The sequence below is a fragment of the Luteimonas abyssi genome (assembly GCF_001482195.1).
GTDB lineage: Bacteria > Pseudomonadota > Gammaproteobacteria > Xanthomonadales > Xanthomonadaceae > Luteimonas > Luteimonas abyssi.
Genome location: NZ_KQ759763.1, coordinates 2,800,729 through 2,817,042, shown reverse-complemented (window position 1 = coordinate 2,817,042; position 16,314 = coordinate 2,800,729). Strand labels below are relative to the sequence as shown.

The following is a 16,314-nucleotide window of genomic DNA, read 5'->3' as shown; positions in this document are numbered from 1 at the left end:
CGGCCTGCCTGTGGCGAGGGATCTGAAATAATGCGGGACCCCCGAAGGAGTTCCGCGTCCATGCCCACCTCCCTGCGCATCGCCATGGCCCAGTTCGACTTTCCGGTCGGCGCGGTGGCCCGCAATGCCGAGCGCATCGCCATGATGATCCGCGAGGCACGCGAGGAATTCGGCGCGGACGTGGTGGTGTTCCCGGAGCTGGCGATCAGCGGTTATCCGCCCGAGGATCTGCTGATGCGGCCGGCGTTCCTGGCCGATTGCGAACGCGCGCTGCACGCGGTGGCGAAGGAGGCGACGGGCATCGTCGCGGTCGTCGGCTGGCCGGAGTCCGCCGGCAGCGTGCTCTACAACGCCGCCAGCGTCTTGCGCGACGGCAAGGTGGCGCACACCTATCGCAAGCGCGAGCTGCCCAACTACAACGTGTTCGACGAGCGCCGCTATTTCCACGTCGATCCGGACGGCGGCGCCTGCGTGTTCGAGATCAAGGGCGTGCCGGTCGGCGTGCTGGTCTGCGAAGACCTGTGGTTCGCCGAACCGATCGTGGAGACCGCGGCGGCCGGTGCGCAATTGGTCCTGGTGCCCAACGCCTCGCCGTACGAGCGCGGCAAGCACGCCGAACGTGACGCGATGCTGTTCGAGCGCATCCGCGAGTCCGGTGCGGCGATCGCCTACCTCAACGTCGTCGGCGGGCAGGACGCGCTGGTGTTCGACGGCGCCTCCCTGGTGGCCGACGCCGACGGCAGTGTGCATCCGGCGGCGGTGGCGTTCGCCGACCAGTGGCTGGTGGTGGACTACGACGCGGAGGCGCGCAGGTTCTCGCCGGTGGTCTGGGTCGACGACGGCGACGAGAGCATGGATGCGCTGGCCTGGCGCGCGGTCACCCGCGGTGTGCGCGACTACTGTTTCAAGAACGGCTTTTCGAAGGTCTGGGTCGGCCTGTCCGGCGGTCTCGATTCGTCGGTGGTGCTGGCGATGGCGGTCGACGCGCTCGGTGCGGAGAACGTCACCGCGGTACGGTTGCCTTCGCGCTACACCGCCGGGTTGAGCAACGATCTCGCCGACGAGCAATGCAAGGCGCTCGGCGTGCGCATGCTGACCCTGCCCATCGAGCAGCCGTTCCAGGGGTTCCTGGACACGTTGGCCGAGACCTTCGACGGTCTGGAGCCCGATGTCGCCGAGGAGAACCTGCAGTCGCGCATCCGCGGCGCGATGATGATGGCGATGACGAACAAGTTCGGCGGCTTGTTGCTGACCACCGGCAACAAGAGCGAGTACGCCGTGGGTTACGCCACGATCTACGGGGACATGTGCGGCGGTTATGCGCCGATCAAGGATCTCTACAAGACCGAGGTCTACGGGTTGGCGAAATGGCGCAACACGGTGGGTGGCGCGCCGGTGATTCCGCGCGGGGTCATCACCCGACCGCCGTCGGCGGAGCTGCGTGCCGACCAGACCGACCAGGATTCGCTGCCGCCGTACGACGTGCTCGATGCGATCCTGCTGCGATTCGTCGACTACGAGCAGTCGCGCGACGAGATCGTCGCCGCCGGCTTCGAAGCCGGTGTCGTGGACAAGGTGCTGCGGCTGGTGCGGATCAGCGAGTGGAAGCGGCACCAGGCCGCGCCGGGGCCGAAGGTCTCGCGGCGTGCGTTCGGGCGCGAGCGGCGGTATCCGATCAGCAACGGCTATACCGGCTGAGATCGATCCGTGCCGGCGCCGCCCGTCGACCGGGCATGCACCGCCGCTGCGTCCGATGGCCCGGCGCGCGGCTAGAATCCACGCTGGTCCATTGCAGGGATTCCCATGGCGAAGAAGAAGCGCCGTCCGTCCGGACGCAGGCCCGAACCGTCGACCGCGGCTGCGGGCCGGCGCCCGGCACGCCTGCCACCCGATGTTCCGGTGCTGGTCGGTGCCGGGCTCGGTCTGCTGTTGACGGCCTATCTGGCCTGGCATGCCGGTGCGGCGCCGGCCCTCTGCGACGAAAACAGCGGCTGCGCGGCGATCCAGTCCAGCGCCTGGTCGAGCTTTCTCGGCCTGCCGCTGGCGACGTGGGGGTTCGGGCTGTATGCGTTGATCGCGCTGGCTGCCGCCACGGGTCGCAGTGCGGTGGCCCGCTGGCGCTGGTTGTCGCGCTTCACCGGTCTCGGGCTGGCACTGAGTCTGTTCCTGACGGTCGCCGGCTGGGTCGACGTGCGTGCCACCTGCATCTGGTGTCTGGCGTCGTTGGCGCTGTTCGCGGGCTTGTTCGCGCGGGTGCATCTGCGCCGTCCGGCCGGTGCGCCCGGCGTTTCGACACGCTGGAGCCACTGGTGGCTCGGCAACGGTCTGGCAGCGCTGGTGGTCGCGGTGCTGCTGACGGTCAGCGGCACCAACCTGATCGACAGGCGGCCGGCCGATCCGCGGGTGGCGGGACTCGTCACGCACCTGGACAGTATCGGCGCCAAGTACTACGGCGCGTCGTGGTGCGCGAACTGCCGCCGCCAGACCCGGATGTTCGGTGCTTCGGCCGGGCAATTGCCCTATGTCGAGTGCGCGCCTGAGGGGCGCGGCGGCGCGGTGGCTTCGGAGTGCCGGCGCGCCGGCGTCAGCGCCTATCCGACCTGGGTCATCCACGGCCTGGAGCACCAGGGGCTGAAGACGCCGGAGGAACTGGCGCAGCTGTCGGGCTACATCTGGGAGCGTTCGCGCAGCGCGGAATGATGCGCGTCGCCCCCTCGTGAGGGGCGTCGACACCGGCTCCCCCGCCCGGCACGTTGCGATGGGTCGCTCTCGCAATCGGATGCCCGATCCCCGTCGAAACGACCTCGATCCGTTGCCACATGCCGCGATGTGGATGCGGCCTCCCGACGCGTGAGGTCGGGGCTCAAGCGGGGATGCGCGACAGGAAGAAAAGATCTTCCTCGCGGCGGACGTGCAGGTCGTATGCGTCGGCGATCGAGCTCAGCTTCGTCTCGTCCAGTTGCCATGCGGGCTCCACGTCGCCCACGCCGACATCCAGCGTCCACTGCATCCCCGCCCAGTGGGTGACGATCGTGCCATCCGCCTTGAGCAGGCCGGTCAGCGTCGCCAGGTAACGCTCGGCATGGCGTTGGCAGCAGACGAAGCTGGTCAGGTTGTTGTCCAGGACGAGATCGAACTCGTCCGATCCGAAGCGATCCGCGAACGCCGTGGCGTGCTTGTTCATCAGGTGGATCGCGTAGTCCGGCAGTCCGAGGTTTCGCGCATGTTCGAACTCGGCCTGCGACACCGTCAACGCGACTACGCGATTCGCGCGTCCCGACGCCAGTCGGGCGACGGAGGAGTTGCCGGCGCCGATGTGGAGGATGTCCTTGCCGTCCAGCACCGACCGCGCGAGCCACCGGTTGATGGCGGCCTGGTCGATCGTCGGGTCGCACGCGGAGTAGTCGAAGAGCGGCCAGCCGGTGGCCTGCTCGGCCGCATCGTAACTGTCCACTCTCGGCTCTTCGCCGCAGTCCATGCGGGTGGCCCCCAGATGGAAACGTGGACGGAAGGGACGGTCGAAGGCGGGCGACGGAAGGGGCGTGCTCATGGCATGCGGGCGTTCTTCGGGGGAGAATTTTCCGCAGCCTAAGCGACGTGCTACGCCTTGAAAAGCGTATGTCCGCTGCTTGGGCCGATGCATGCGCAGCCGCGTTTCTCAGGACATCGAATGTCCCGGAAATCGTTCCTGCTGGAGCGGACACGGACATCCCGCGGGGCGGGTTGTAGCTGGAGCGGTCAAGCATCCGGAAGCAGGGATGTCGCCATGCGATGCCGCTCGGCCAAGTGTTGGACAATCCGCCGATTGGAGGCCGGCGTCGCATTGTTGGCGGGCGTTGTCGGATAGCGTGCGCCCCTGCCTGCCAACAGTGTCGTGTCCGATGCGCGTCGATTCGAAGGGCGTCCGTTCGCTCCACGTCCCGCCGACACCGGGGCGGCGACGGGCGTGGTCTGCCGCTGAGGGCGAAGGCGCGTGCCTGGCCCGCTGCGCGGGCGAGGCGACGCGCATCCAGGCACGGTCCACGCGATGATCGGTCAGACCCTCCTGCTCATCCTGCTCTGCTGTTCGACCTTCGTTCTGCTGTTCTGCTTGCTGGCCTTCGGGTGCTGGCTGCTGTTCAACGGCCTGCGCCGACGACCGCCCGAGCATGCGCTCGCGTCCTATCCGTTCGTTTCGATCCTGGTGCCGTTCTACAACGAGCCGATCGCGTCCTTTCTGATGACGCTCGACGCGATCGAGAACGCCGACTACCCCGGCCGCATCGAAGTCCTGCTGATCGACGACGGCTCGACCAACGCGACGCCCGATGCGGTCTCCGGATGGCTGGCGCAGGCGCGCGTCAAGCATTACGTATTGCACACGCTGGAGCGCAACACCGGCGCCAAGGGACTGGCGCTGGACGCAGCCCTGCCGAAGCTGTCGCTGCATTCGGATGTGGTGACGGTGATCGACAGCGACACCGTGATCCTGCCGGGCGCGCTGCGCAAGGCGGTGGAGGCGCTGTATGCGTCGCCCTCGCACGCGGCGGCGTGCGGGCTCATCGTGCCCGCCGGCAGGCACGTCTCGTGGCTGCATCGTTTGCAGTTCTACGAACACATCGGCGCGTTGGCCGCGATCCGCTACGTGCAGGGGAAGATCGGCGCGGTCAACGTCGTGGCCGGGGCGTTTTCCCTGCACCGTACCGATGCGATCCGGACGCTGGGTGGCTGGGGCGAGTGGCTGGTCGAGGACATCGCCTGGACATGGCGCGCGCTCGCGCACGGCTACACGATCGGTTACGCGCCCGATGCGGTGGCCTATACGGTCTGTCCCACCACGCTGCGCGGCCTGTTCAAGCAGCGGCGGCGCTGGGCGCGCGGGCGGCTGGAATCGTTCAAGGTCGCCTGGGCGATCTCCCGTACGCGGACGGTCAAGATGTTGCCGTGGTGGCTGCTGTGGGCGCAGTCCGCGCTGGTGCCGACGCTGCTGCTGCTGATCGTCGGCGGCCTGGTCTACCGGAGCCCGTGGCTGCTCGGCATGGCCGCGGCGAACTGGGCGCTGATGGCGGCGCTGAACTGCATCTCGTGCATGCGGGCACGGAACCAACTGCGGCTCGATCTGGTCGACCTCGCCCTGGTCTCGGTCTACAACACCTGCATCGACGTCCTGTTGTTGCCGGCCAATCTCATCGGATTAATGGATGAGCTGACGGGGCAGCGGAAAACCTGGCTCACGCGCTAGCGGGGCGCGTGCTCGACACTCGACCTGGCGGAAGCATTTGGATTACCACGCGTTTCTCGCGGACTTTCCGGATACCTATCTCGGTGTCGGGCCTGCCGACGCGCCACGCATCGCGTTGACGTTCGACGACGGCCCCGGCGCCGCGACCCCGGCGTTGCTGGCCCTGCTGCGCGACGTGCGGGTCAAGGCGTCGTTCTTCTGCGTCGGGACCGCGGTCGCGCGCCGCGCGGAGGTGATCGCCGAGATCGTCCGCGACGGGCACGACCTCGGCAACCATTCGTTCTCGCATGTCGACGCCACCACGCAGTCGCTGGAAGCGTTCTGGCATGGCGATGTCGTGCCGGCCACGGTCCAGCTCGAGCGCCTGGCGGGCCGGCCGGTGCGTCTGTACCGCCCGCCCTATGGCGAGATTTCGCCCGGGCAGGTCCGCCGTCTGGGCGCTGCCGGCCATACCGTGGTGGGCTGGTCGATCGATCCCGGCGACTGGTCCGAGCCGGACGCGCCGGACCATGTCCGGCGCGTGATCGATACGGTCGTCGCGCAGGCCCACCCCGGCGCCATCGTGTTGCTCCACGATGGCGACGACGGCCACGTCGTCCGCCACGGCATCCTTGAGATCGTGCGCGGCCTGGTGCCGCGGTTGAGGCGAGCCGGCTTCGAATTCGTCGGGGTCGGCGATCTGCTTCGCCTGCGTGAGCGGGCGAACCGCCGCTAGGGCCGGGCAATGCGGCGTGCGCAGCGGGTCCGGTCCCGCGGGACTTCAACGCTCGGGTGGGGCTGCTGCCGGGCGCGCGACATCGCCGTGCCGTCGTCAGCGTGCTCTCATCGGCGTGCTCTCATCGGCGTGTCGTAGCGACGAGCGCGCACCCGGCGCGGCGGGGCCCGAGCTCCATACGAAAAAACCGGCCTCGAGGCCGGTTTTTCGTGGTCGCATCGCGTGCCGCCGCGACTCAGTCCCGGTCTTCCAGCGGCGAGCGCTCGCCGGCAAACGGGTTGATCGTCCGCAGGCCGCGGCTCCAGCGGTCGTTCGGCCAGTTGCTGCGCAGCCACGGATGGTCGGGCTCGTTCAGTTCCAGCACGCGCCGGGCATCGGCGGCGAGGGTCTCGTTGCCGAGGCGGGGATAGGCTTCGGCCAGCACCGCGACCGCGTCGTTCTGGTACTCGTTCTGCGGATAGGTCTCCAGCGCGTAGGTCGCCCGGTTCACGGCGGCCACCAATGCGCCGCGGCGCAGGTAGTAGAGCGCGGAGTCCACCTCGTGACGGGCGAACATGTTGGTCAGCGACGCCATGCGCTGGCGCGCGTCGGCGGCGTAGCGGCTGTCGGGGTACCGCTCGACCACGATGGCGAAATCCGCGTACGCCTGGTTGGGCGTCGCCAAGTCGCGGCGGCTGGCATCCAGGCGCCACACGCGCTGCAGGAACACCGTGTCGCGGTTGCCGTTGACCAAGCCGCGCAGGTAATACATGTAGGCGGTGTTGCTGTGGGTCGGGTAGGTGCGCAGGAAGCGGTCGATGCTGGAGATCGCCTCCTCGTTGTTGCCCATCTTGTACTGGGCGTAGGCCGTCTCCACCAACGCCTGCTCGGTGTAGGGGCCGTACGGGTACTGCGCGACCAGACGGCGGAACGTGGTCGCGGCCGCGTTCCAGTTGCCGTAGCGCATCGACTGGTGACCGCGGTCGTACAGTTCGTTGGCCGGAACGCCCTCGTTGGCGTCGTCCCGGTCGCCGCGCGAGCGCGAGCAGCCGCTGGCGAGGAACACGGCGAGCAGCGACAGGATCACTGCGATACGGAAAGCGGAACGGGCTCGGGTCATGGGGCGTTGGGCGTGAACGGCACGAAGGGCCGATAATAGCAGTCCGCGCCGGCCGCCCGGCCTGTACCGCCTGAACCTTTCCCCCCTGTGACCCTTCCCGATGACCCAGTCCCGCCCCGACGCCCCACCGGCCCCCGCCCAGGACACCCCCGACGACGAGTTCGAGCCGCGCAGCGTGGAGGTGCCGGACGCCCTGGCCGGGCGCCGGTTCGACCAGGTGCTGGCGGAGGTGTTCCCGGAATTCTCCCGTTCGCGCCTGGCTGAATGGATCAAGTCGGGCGACGCCTTGCTGGACGGGCGCCACGTGCGCCCCCGCGACCCGGTGGTAGGCGGCGAGACCGTGACGCTCGACGTGGTGCTCGACGAGCAGACCCACGACGCCCCCGAGGACATTCCGCTCGACGTGCTCTACGAGGACGCCGACGTGCTGGTGCTCGACAAGCCCGCCGGCATGGTGGTCCACCCCGGCGCGGGCAATCGCACCGGTACCCTGGTCAACGGCCTGCTGTTCCGCGATCCGGCGCTGGCGCTGTTGCCGCGCGCCGGCATCGTGCACCGGCTGGACAAGGACACCTCGGGCGTCATGGTGGTCGCACGCACGGTGCAGGCGCACGCCGCGCTGGTGGAGCAACTGTCGGCGCGCGAGGTGCACCGCCAGTATCTGGCGATCGTGCTCGGCCCGCTGGTCAGCGGCGGCACCGTGGACGCGGCGATCGACCGCCATCCGCGCGACCGCCTGCGCATGGCCGTTCGCGAGGACGGGCGCGAGGCGGTGACCCATTACCGCCTGCGCGAACGTTTCCGTGCGCACACCGCGCTGGAGTGCCGGCTGGAAACCGGGCGCACCCATCAGATCCGCGTCCACATGCAGCACCTGCGGCATCCGATCATCGGCGACCCGTTGTACGGCGGCTCGCTCAAGCTGCCCAAGGCCGCGTCCGAGGCGCTGGTCGCCGCGCTGCGCGCGTTCCGGCGTCAGGCGCTGCATGCCGAGACCCTGGAGTTCGTGCATCCGCGCACCGGCGAGCCGGTGCGCACCAGCGCGCCGGTGCCGGCCGACATGCAGTCCCTAATGCGGCTGTTGCGCGAGGATGCGCGCGCTCATGCCGACGTGGCCGGGCACCGCTGAGATGCGGCCGACCGGCCGTCAGGGGGCGGCCTTCGCGTTGCCGGCCGACTGGCCGGCGCCTCCCGGCGTGGTCGCGTTCTCGACGCTGCGTCACGGGGCGGGCGTCTCGCGGGCACCGTTCGACCGCTTCAATCTCGGTGACCGATCCGGCGACGACGTCGCTGCGGTCGCGCACAACCGCGCGCTGCTGGCCGAGCAGGCCGGTCTGCCGTCGTCGCCATGCTGGCTGCGGCAGGTGCACGGGGTCGAGGTCCGGCGGTTCGGCGAGGGCGATCGGGTGCCCGGCGGCGCCACGTCGTCGGACGATCCGGATCCCGTCGCGGGCGCAGGCCCGCCGCCCGCTGCCGCGGCCGAAGCGCCCGAGGCGGATGCCGCGGTCACCGGCGCAGCCGGGGTGGTGCTCGCCATCCTGACCGCGGACTGCCTGCCGGTGGTCCTGGCCGCGCGCGACGGCAGCGACATCGGTGCCGCGCATGCCGGGTGGCGCGGGCTCGCCGCGGGCGTGCTGGAGGCAACGGTGGCGGCGATGGACACCCCGCCAGACAGGCTGCAGGCCTGGTTGGGCCCGGCCGCCGGTCCCGACGCCTACGAAATCGGCGCCGAGGTGCGCGATGCGTTCGTCGGGATCGACCCCGGCGCGGCATCCGCCTTCACGGGCACGCGTCCCGGGCATTGGCGGGTGGACCTGTACGCGCTCGCGCGGCGGCGGCTGGTCGCCGCAGGCCTGCGCCCCGGCGCGATCCACGGCGGCGGCCTGTGCACGATCTCGGATCCCGGGCGGTTCTACTCTTACCGTCGCGACGGACGGACCGGTCGCCTGGCGACCCTCGTCTGGCGGAAGGCGCTCGATTGAGGGCGACGGTGGCGGCCTCCGGGCTCACCTCCGGGCTCAGCCGGTCGCGGGGATGTTCTGCAGGTCGTGCAGGAAGTTGCGCCGCCAGGCATGGATGTCGTTTTCGCGCAGGTACGCCATCATGGCCTGCCAGCGCTCGATGCGCTTTTCCCGCGGCATCGTCGAGGCGATCGCGATCGCATCGGCCACGCCGTCGAGATCGTGCGGATTGACCAGCAGCGCCTCCTTCAGTTCGTAGGCCGCACCGGCCAGCAGCGACAGCACCAGGGCGCCGGGATCCTTGGGGTCCTGCGCCGCCACGTATTCCTTGGCGACCAGATTCATGCCGTCGCGCAGCGGCGTCACCAGCCCGACCTGGGCGGCGCGGTAGAAGCCGGTGAGCGTGCTGTGGGCGAAGTTGCGATTGACGTAGCGCAGCGGCGTCCAATCCGGTTCCGACCACGCACCGTTGATGTGACCGGCAATCTGCTCGAGCTCCTGCCGCAGGGCCTGATACTCGGTGACATCGCCGCGCGAGACCGGCGCGATCTGCAGATAGGTGAGCTGACCGCGCTGATCGGGGTGCTTCTCCAGATAGCGCTCGTAGCCACGGAAGCGCTCCGGCATGCCTTTCGAGTAATCGAGCCGGTCGACGCCGATCGCCAGCCCGCGTCGGTCCAGACTGGCCTGCAGATCCCGCACCGCGGGCTTGTTCACGGCGGCCTCGGCCTGACGCGCGATGGTCTCGGTATCGATGCTGATCGGATACGCGCCGGCGCGGAACTTGCGGCCGCCGGGCGCCTCCATCTGGCCGTCGGCCAGAATCTTGCCGCCGCCGAACAGGCGCACATAATCCTGGAAACGTTCCACGTCGCGCCGGGTCTGCATGCCGACCAGGTCGTAGGCGTACAACGACGACAACAGGCGGTTGTGGTTGGGCATCGCCGCCAACAGGTCCGAAGAGGGCATCGGCACATGCAGGAAGAATCCCATCCGGCAGCCGACGCCGCGCTCGCGCAGCAAGGCGCCCAGCGGGATCAGGTGGTAGTCGTGAATCCACAGGATGTCGGTGTCGCGCAACTGCGGTGCCAGCTTCTCGGCGAACAGTGCGTTGACCTTGGCGTAGCCCTCCCGGGTGCTGCGGTCGTAGTCGACCAGGTCGAGCCGGAAGTGCAGCAGCGGCCACAACGTCCGGTTGGCGAACCCGTTGTAGTAGGCGTCGAGGTCGGCGCGGTTGAGGTCCATGGTCAGGTAGCGGATGTCGCCGTCCACGGTTTCGTGGGTGTCCCCGCTGTCGCCGCGCACGGTGCGCCCGCTCCAGCCGAACCACATGCCGCCCTGCTCCTTGAGCGCGGCGTTCAGGGCGACGGCGAGGCCGCCGGCCCGGTTCTCGCCGGGAATCGCGACCCGGTTGGACACCACCACCAGTCGGCTCATGACGCCTCCTCCCAGGAGCGGGACAGGCGCATCGCCGCCACGATCAGCCCGACGTGCGAGTAGGTCTGGGGGAAGTTGCCCCAGGCCTCGCCGTCTTCGAACGACAGGTCTTCCGACAGCAGACCCAGTGGATTGCGGCGTGCCAGGATGCGTTCGAACATGGCGCGGGCTTCGTCCTTGCGGCCGATCGCGGCCAAGGCGTCGATGTACCAGAACGTGCAGATCGTGAAGCTGGTTTCCGGCGCGCCGAAATCGTCGGGCGCGATGTAGCGGAACAGGCCGTCGCCGCGCTTGAGGTCGCGGCCGATCGCCTCGACGGTGGCGACGAAACGCGGGTCGGTGGGCGCAATGAAGCCGATGTCGGCCAGCAGCAGCAACGAAGCGTCGAGGCGGTGTCCGCCCAGGGTGTCGGTGAAATGGCCCAGGCCCTCGTTCCAGGCTTCGCCGGTCACCCGAGCATGGATGGTGTCGGCGCGCTCGCGCCAGTATGCGGTGCGCTCGTCGAGACCCAGGTGGGCGGCGATCTTGGACAGGCGGTCGCAGGCCGCCCAGCACATCGCCGCGGTGTAGGTGTGGACTTCGGTGCGTCCGCGGAACTCCCACAGCCCGGCATCGGGTACGTCGTGCATGGCGTAGGCCTGCTCGCCCAGCGGTTCCAGGCGGGCGAAATCGTCGCGGTTGCCCGGGTCGGCCAGGCGCTGGTCGAAGAACAGCTGGGTCGAGGTCAACACCACGCTGCCGTAGACGTCGTGCTGCTTCTGGATCCAGGCGAGGTTGCCGCGCCGGACGGGCCCCATGCCGCGGTAGCCCTGCAGCGCTTCGACCTCGTGTTCCTCCAGTCGCTCGGCGAAGTCGATGCCGTACAGCGGCTGCAAGCTGCCATCGTGGGTGGCGATGTTGAAGATGTAGCGCAGGAACTCCTCCATGCTGCGGGTGGCGCCGAGCCGGTTGAGCGCGCGCACCACGAAGGCGGCATCGCGCAGCCAGCAGTAGCGGTAGTCCCAGTTGCGCGGCGTATGGGGCGCCTCGGGGATGGAGGTGGTCATCGCCGCGATGATCGCGCCGCTGTCCTCGTACTGGCACAGTTTGAGCGTGATCGCGCTGCGGATCACCGCTGCCTGCCATTCCAGCGGAATCGACAGGTAGCGGACCCATTCGCGCCAGTACTCGGTGGTGCGGTCCAGCGCTTCGTCCATGAAGCCGGGCAGCGACCGGGTCAGGCTCTCGTCGGCGCCGAGCAGCAGATGCACCGGATGCGAGAGTACGAACGTCGTTTCCTCGCGGACGTAGCGCACCGGGACGTCGGTGGTCAGGCGCAGGGTGAAATCGGGCAGCAGATAGCGGACGTGATTGCTGCCCCAGGTGGTTTCGGCGCGATGCTCGCCCCAGTGGGTGAGCGGTCGCAGGCGCACGCGGATCCGGGGGTTGCCGGCCAGTGGCGTGACCCGACGCATGATGGAGACCGGCCGGTAGAGACGGCCGTGGGCGCGCCAGCGGGGGGCGAAATCGACGATCTCGACCGCCCCGCCGTGGCGATCGTGCAGCACCGTGCGCAGCACGGCGGTGTTGTTGAGGTAAGCCTGCTCGCTGTGATCGAAGTCCTCGAGCTCGATGGCGAAATCGCCGGCGTCGTGGTCGCGCGGCGACAGCAGCGCGCAGAACGCGGGGTCGCCGTCGAAGGCCGGCAGGCAACTCCAGACCACGCGCGCGCGCGCATCGAGCAAGGCGCCGAAGCTGCCGTTGCCGATCACGCCCAGGTCGAGGGTGGCGGCGGTATCGGGTGGGAGCGAAGTGCCGGCGGCGAGTTCGGTGTCTGGTGCAGGGGTCATGCGGACGGGGTCTCCTCGAGCCAGGTGTGGACGGCGGCGACATCCGGCAGCGCGAAGTGCGCGGCACTGTTGTCGCGTGCGCCCACCAGGATGCTGTGGCCGTGACGGGCGTTGACGATGGCGAAGCCGTGTTCGTCGGTGAGATCGTCGCCGACGAACACGGGGGTGCGCCCCTGGAACGGCGGCTCCTGCAACATCGCCGCGATCGCGTCGCCCTTGTCGGCGCCTCCGGGGCGCAGTTCGACGACATGGTCGCCGTGTTGCAGGCGGTAGCCCGGCAGCCTTGGCAGCACGCGCTCCGCGAACGTACGCATCGCCGGACCGTGCCGCGGCGCGCGACGCCAGTGCAGGCCGATGCCGACTCCCTTGTCCTCGACCAGGGTGCCCGGCAGGCGCTCGACGAGGCGTTCCGCCTCGGCGCGGATGCGGGCCAGGGCCGGGGGGACATGCGGTGGCGGAGCCCGGCGTGCGCCATTGCGGCGTTCCAGGCCGTGCAGACCCGCCGAGGGCAGGCGCAATGGCGCGAAGAGTCCGTCCAGTACCGAGAGCGGTCGCCCGCTCACGAGTGCGAGCGCCCCGTCGAGCCGGCGGTGCAGACGCTCCAGCGTGGTGCGCAGCGCATCGCTCACCTGGACCGATGCGGGATCGGCGGCGAATTCCAGAAGAGTGCCGTCCACGTCGAGAAACAAGGCCCAGGCCTCGTCGACTGCGGGCGGCGGCGGTCGGGTGGGGGACTCGGCTGCCATGAGGTCATTCTGCCGCAGCGTGCGTGATGACTGCTCGACGCGCGGTGCCGCGCGTCGAGTGCAGCGTATCGCCCGCGATCCCGATGTCGATCTCGGCGCGCGCGGAGTGCGGATCCGCACCGTGTCGCCGCGGAGCGTGCGTCTTCTCTGCGGTGTGCGGTCCGTGCGCCGGACGACGACGCGCCCGCTCAGAAGCGGTAGCGGACCCGCGAGTAGTAGTACGCGCCGCCGCTGCCGACGCCTGACAACACGTCGTAGGGCAGGTTGCCGAAGTAGTGGATGTCCTCGTTGGAGCGGTCGGCATAGGCGTCGGCGACGTTCAGGCCGCCGACCGCCAATGCCCAGCGGTCGCCGAGACGCAGTTCCGCTTCCAGGTCGAGCTGCCACTTCGCGCCGTAAGTCTGTTCCGGCTCGAAGCCGCCGCCGAAGTCGAACACCCGTCGCGTGCTGCCGTGGCGGGTGGCGCGGGCCAGCAGGTTCAGGCGATCGGTGCGCCATGCGCCGGACAGCACGCCGCGCGTGCGCGGCGCGGCATCGGTGAGCGTGTTGCGTTCCTCCACCCCGAACAGCACGTAGTCCGGATCCAGTGCGGCCAGTTCGGCCGGTGTCTCGACGATCCGTCTCAGGTCGGTCTTGGCGTAGCTCCACGCGCCGTTGAGCAGCAGGTCCCCGCCGGCCAACGGCCGGCGCCAGTTCGCGACCAGTTCCGCGCCGCGGGTGCGGGTATCGGCGGCGTTGACGAAGAAGCTCACACTCTCCACCCCGGGCACGCCGAACTCGCGATCGATGAAGTCGGTGAGCGCACCACCGGTGATCGCCTCGGACAATGCGACGCGATCGTCGATCTCGATCTGGAACAGGTCCAGCGACACGTCGAAGTGTTCGCCGATGCGGCTGGTGAAGCCGAAGCTGGCGTTGGTCGACTGCTCGGGTCCGAGATCGGTGGCCCCGAGCGCGCGCGCGATCGGGTTGTTCACCGACAGCAGCCGGCTCTGGATCAGGCGGCCCGCGGCATCGTAGCCGGTGCCGGTGGATTCGTATCCCGACTGTGCCAGCGCCGGTGCGCGAAAATTGCGCGACACCGCGCCGCGCAGCGCGAACGCCGGCGCGAATTCGTAGCGGGCGGCGAGCTTGCCGGTGGCCTCGCCGCCGAAGTCGCTGTAGTCCTCGTAGCGCAGCGCCGCGTCGGTGGTCAGCCGCTCGCCGAAGGCGCTCGACAGGCTGACGTAGACGCTGGCGACATCGCGGTCGAGGTCGGCCTCGTCCTGCGGCGTCAGCCCGCCGCCGGCCTGCGAGCCGGTGGGGCGGTCCGTGAAGGGGCCGGCGGCGTAGCTGGCCGGGTCGCCCGCACCGGTTTCGTAATCCTCCCGACGCAGTTCCAGACCGGTTCCGGCGGTGTGGAACGCAGTGCCGCGTTCGAAGCCGCGGCTGAGGTCGAGGTTGGCGAGGGTTTGCCGGAAGGCGTAGTCCCCGGTCCTGAAGCGGGTGGGGCTGCCGGGGCCGAGCGAGGCGTTGAGAGAATCGCGCAGGCGGAAGGTGAAGTCGTTGCGGCCGTGGTTGAGGCTGGCGTCGTAGTCCCAGGCGCCGGCCTGGCCGCGCACACCGGCCACCACCGCGACGTCGCGGTTCTCGCCGATCGACACCGGGCGGAACCCGTCCGGATACACCTCGCGCCAGTTGGCCTCGCCATCGGGATAGCGGAAGTAGTTCGCGCCCTCGCTTTCGCGCTGGTGCCAGGTGCCGAAGCCGTAGAGGGTGGCGGCCCGGCCGATGGCCACCTCGGTGTTGAACCAGCCGTTGAGGTCCTCGGCCTCGCCGTTGCCCTGGTGGTAGTTGCGTCGGCCCTAGAGCGCGAGGTTGTCCGGGGTCTGGTCCCATGGCGGGATCTCGTCGAAGCCGGCACGGTTGGTGGGGCTGAGATGCTTGTACTCCAGGCCCACGCGCAGGAAGCCATCCTCGCCGAAGCCCGTGCCGACGGTGCCGGCCACGAACGCGCTCTGGCCGTCGGTCAAGCGGCGGTCGATCGGGTCGAGCCGGGTGTGGTGGGCGCCGTAGCTGGCATCCAGGCTGCCGCCCTCGGGAGCGTCGTCGAGGATCACGTTGATGACGCCGGCGACGGCATCGGCACCGTACTGCGCACCGGCGCCGTCGCGCAGCACCTCGATGCGGCGGATGGCCGAGATCGGAATCGCATTGAAGTCCACCGGCGTGCTGCCGCGTCCGATCTTCGCGCCGGTGCTCACCAGCGACGACACGTGACGGCGCTTGCCGTTGACCAGGACCAGCACCTGGTCGGGCGCCAGGCCGCGCAACTGGGCGGCCCGGACGTGGTCGGCGCCTCCGGAGTTCGACTGGCGGGGCATATTGAACGACGGCAGCAACGCCTGCAGTGCGCTGCCGAGCTCACCGTTGACGGCGCCGGCCCTGCGCAGGTCCTCCTGGTCGAGCACATCGATGGGCGAGGTGGACTCGAGCACGGTGCGGTCGCGTGCGCGTGTGCCGGTCACGATCACCGCATCCAGCGAGGTGGTGCCGGCGTCCCGGTCGTCGGCGCGCGCATCGTGGGTCGCCGCCAAGGCAAAGAGTGTCGCGAAGGACCACGTGAGCCTGGAAGCGGTGGAGGCGCCGGGAACGGACGGGGGCATGCGGAGAGGCCTCGGGACGAATGATGGCGGTGCACGGAGCGCGTGCCATTAGGGCCCGGCGTGCGGACGTGCGTCCATCGGGATGAAGCGATACAGTGTTGCGGCACTGCAACAAATTCGGGCATCGTGCTGACTACGATGCATTCCCGTTGTCCGGTCCGGAGTCCGCGTGTCGACGTTCCGTCCTGTTCTCGTTCTCCTGCCTGTGCTGGCGCTGGCGGCGTGCGCCGCCACGCCCGCGCGCGACGCCGTATCCCGCCCGGAGGCCGTCACGGCCGCCTACCACGGCGATGCGGCCCGCCCGGCGCAGGCGCTGGACTGGGTCCGCACCGAGCTCTACTTCGCCGCGGGCGAGTGGGACGCGGCCCCGGCCGCCGCCGAGGCCGCCGAGCAACGCTGGCTCGACTTCCTGGACCGTGAAGTCACGCCACGTTTCCCCGAGGGCCTGAGCGTGATCGACGCCTACGGACAATGGCTGCCGCCGGGCGCGAGCGTGCCGACGCGGCTGCGCTCCAAGGAGCTGGTGATCCAGCATCCCGACACCCCCGAGCGCCACGAGGCCATCGAGGCCATCCGCCTGGCCTGGAAGCGCGAAACGGGTCACCGTTCGGTGCTGCGATCCCGGCTGCGCGCGGACGTATCCTTCTGACGATGCCGTTCC

Annotated in this window: 12 protein-coding genes and 1 pseudogene; 7 read left to right on the top strand and 6 right to left on the bottom strand. The window is 69.6% G+C overall.

Going from position 1 to position 16,314, the window contains the following annotated elements; genetic code table 11:
• Nucleotides 1–60 precede the first annotated feature (60 nt).
• On the top strand, nt 61–1,698 hold the full coding sequence (locus tag RG19_RS12210; protein ID WP_058835502.1) for an NAD+ synthase: 1,638 nt from the start codon (nt 61–63) through the stop codon (nt 1,696–1,698).
• 105 nt (nt 1,699–1,803) lie between these two features.
• Nucleotides 1,804–2,700, top strand: a complete 897-nt coding sequence (locus RG19_RS12205; RefSeq protein WP_058835501.1) for a vitamin K epoxide reductase family protein — start codon at nt 1,804–1,806, stop codon at nt 2,698–2,700.
• A 163-nt stretch (nt 2,701–2,863) separates the two neighbouring features.
• Here RG19_RS12205 and RG19_RS12200 read toward each other — a convergent pair whose 3' ends face one another.
• Nucleotides 2,864–3,643 (bottom strand): class I SAM-dependent methyltransferase, encoded by a 780-nt coding sequence (locus RG19_RS12200; RefSeq protein ID WP_082672647.1) that lies wholly within the window; start codon nt 3,641–3,643, stop codon nt 2,864–2,866.
• Nucleotides 3,644–4,027: 384 nt separating this feature from the next.
• On the opposite strand from RG19_RS12200, the gene RG19_RS12195 reads away from it, so the two are divergent.
• Nucleotides 4,028–5,221 carry a glycosyltransferase family 2 protein gene (locus RG19_RS12195; protein ID WP_058835499.1) on the top strand — a complete coding sequence of 398 codons (1,194 nt, stop codon included), beginning with the start codon at nt 4,028–4,030 and terminating at the stop codon, nt 5,219–5,221.
• Between the two features lie 37 nt (nt 5,222–5,258).
• Nucleotides 5,259–5,936 carry a polysaccharide deacetylase family protein gene (locus RG19_RS12190; RefSeq protein ID WP_058835498.1) on the top strand — a complete coding sequence of 226 codons (678 nt, stop codon included), beginning with the start codon at nt 5,259–5,261 and terminating at the stop codon, nt 5,934–5,936.
• Between the two features lie 235 nt (nt 5,937–6,171).
• Here RG19_RS12190 and RG19_RS12185 read toward each other — a convergent pair whose 3' ends face one another.
• The gene (locus tag RG19_RS12185) at nt 6,172–7,035 is read right to left on the bottom strand and encodes an outer membrane protein assembly factor BamD (RefSeq protein WP_058835497.1); all 864 of its coding nucleotides are present in this window, start codon (nt 7,033–7,035) and stop codon (nt 6,172–6,174) included.
• A gap of 100 nt (nt 7,036–7,135) precedes the next feature.
• Here RG19_RS12185 and rluD point away from each other — a divergent pair, with 100 nt between their 5' ends.
• Together rluD and pgeF are read left to right on the top strand one after the other, a co-directional pair.
• A complete protein-coding gene (rluD, locus tag RG19_RS12180) occupies nt 7,136–8,164 on the top strand; it encodes a 23S rRNA pseudouridine(1911/1915/1917) synthase RluD (RefSeq protein ID WP_082672646.1) in 1,029 nt (342 codons plus the stop codon).
• Nucleotide 8,165: 1 nt separating this feature from the next.
• A complete protein-coding gene (gene pgeF / locus RG19_RS12175) occupies nt 8,166–9,017 on the top strand; it encodes a peptidoglycan editing factor PgeF (RefSeq protein ID WP_058836589.1) in 852 nt (283 codons plus the stop codon).
• Between the two features lie 36 nt (nt 9,018–9,053).
• On the opposite strand, the gene otsA is transcribed toward pgeF, so the two are convergent.
• The 4 genes and pseudogenes from otsA to RG19_RS12155 form a co-directional block, all read right to left on the bottom strand.
• A complete protein-coding gene (gene otsA, locus RG19_RS12170) occupies nt 9,054–10,433 on the bottom strand; it encodes an alpha,alpha-trehalose-phosphate synthase (UDP-forming) (RefSeq protein ID WP_058835496.1) in 1,380 nt (459 codons plus the stop codon).
• A complete protein-coding gene (locus RG19_RS12165) occupies nt 10,430–12,262 on the bottom strand; it encodes a glycoside hydrolase family 15 protein (protein WP_082672644.1) in 1,833 nt (610 codons plus the stop codon). Before RG19_RS12165 ends, otsA begins: the two co-directional genes overlap by 4 nt.
• Nucleotides 12,259–13,008, bottom strand: a complete 750-nt coding sequence (otsB, locus tag RG19_RS12160; protein ID WP_058835495.1) for a trehalose-phosphatase — start codon at nt 13,006–13,008, stop codon at nt 12,259–12,261. Before otsB ends, RG19_RS12165 begins: the two co-directional genes overlap by 4 nt.
• A gap of 188 nt (nt 13,009–13,196) precedes the next feature.
• Nucleotides 13,197–15,653: pseudogene (locus tag RG19_RS12155) on the bottom strand (TonB-dependent receptor plug domain-containing protein).
• Nucleotides 15,654–15,822: 169 nt separating this feature from the next.
• Here RG19_RS12155 and RG19_RS12150 point away from each other — a divergent pair.
• Nucleotides 15,823–16,302 (top strand): DUF3574 domain-containing protein, encoded by a 480-nt coding sequence (locus RG19_RS12150; RefSeq protein WP_058835494.1) that lies wholly within the window; start codon nt 15,823–15,825, stop codon nt 16,300–16,302.
• Nucleotides 16,303–16,314 lie beyond the last annotated feature (12 nt).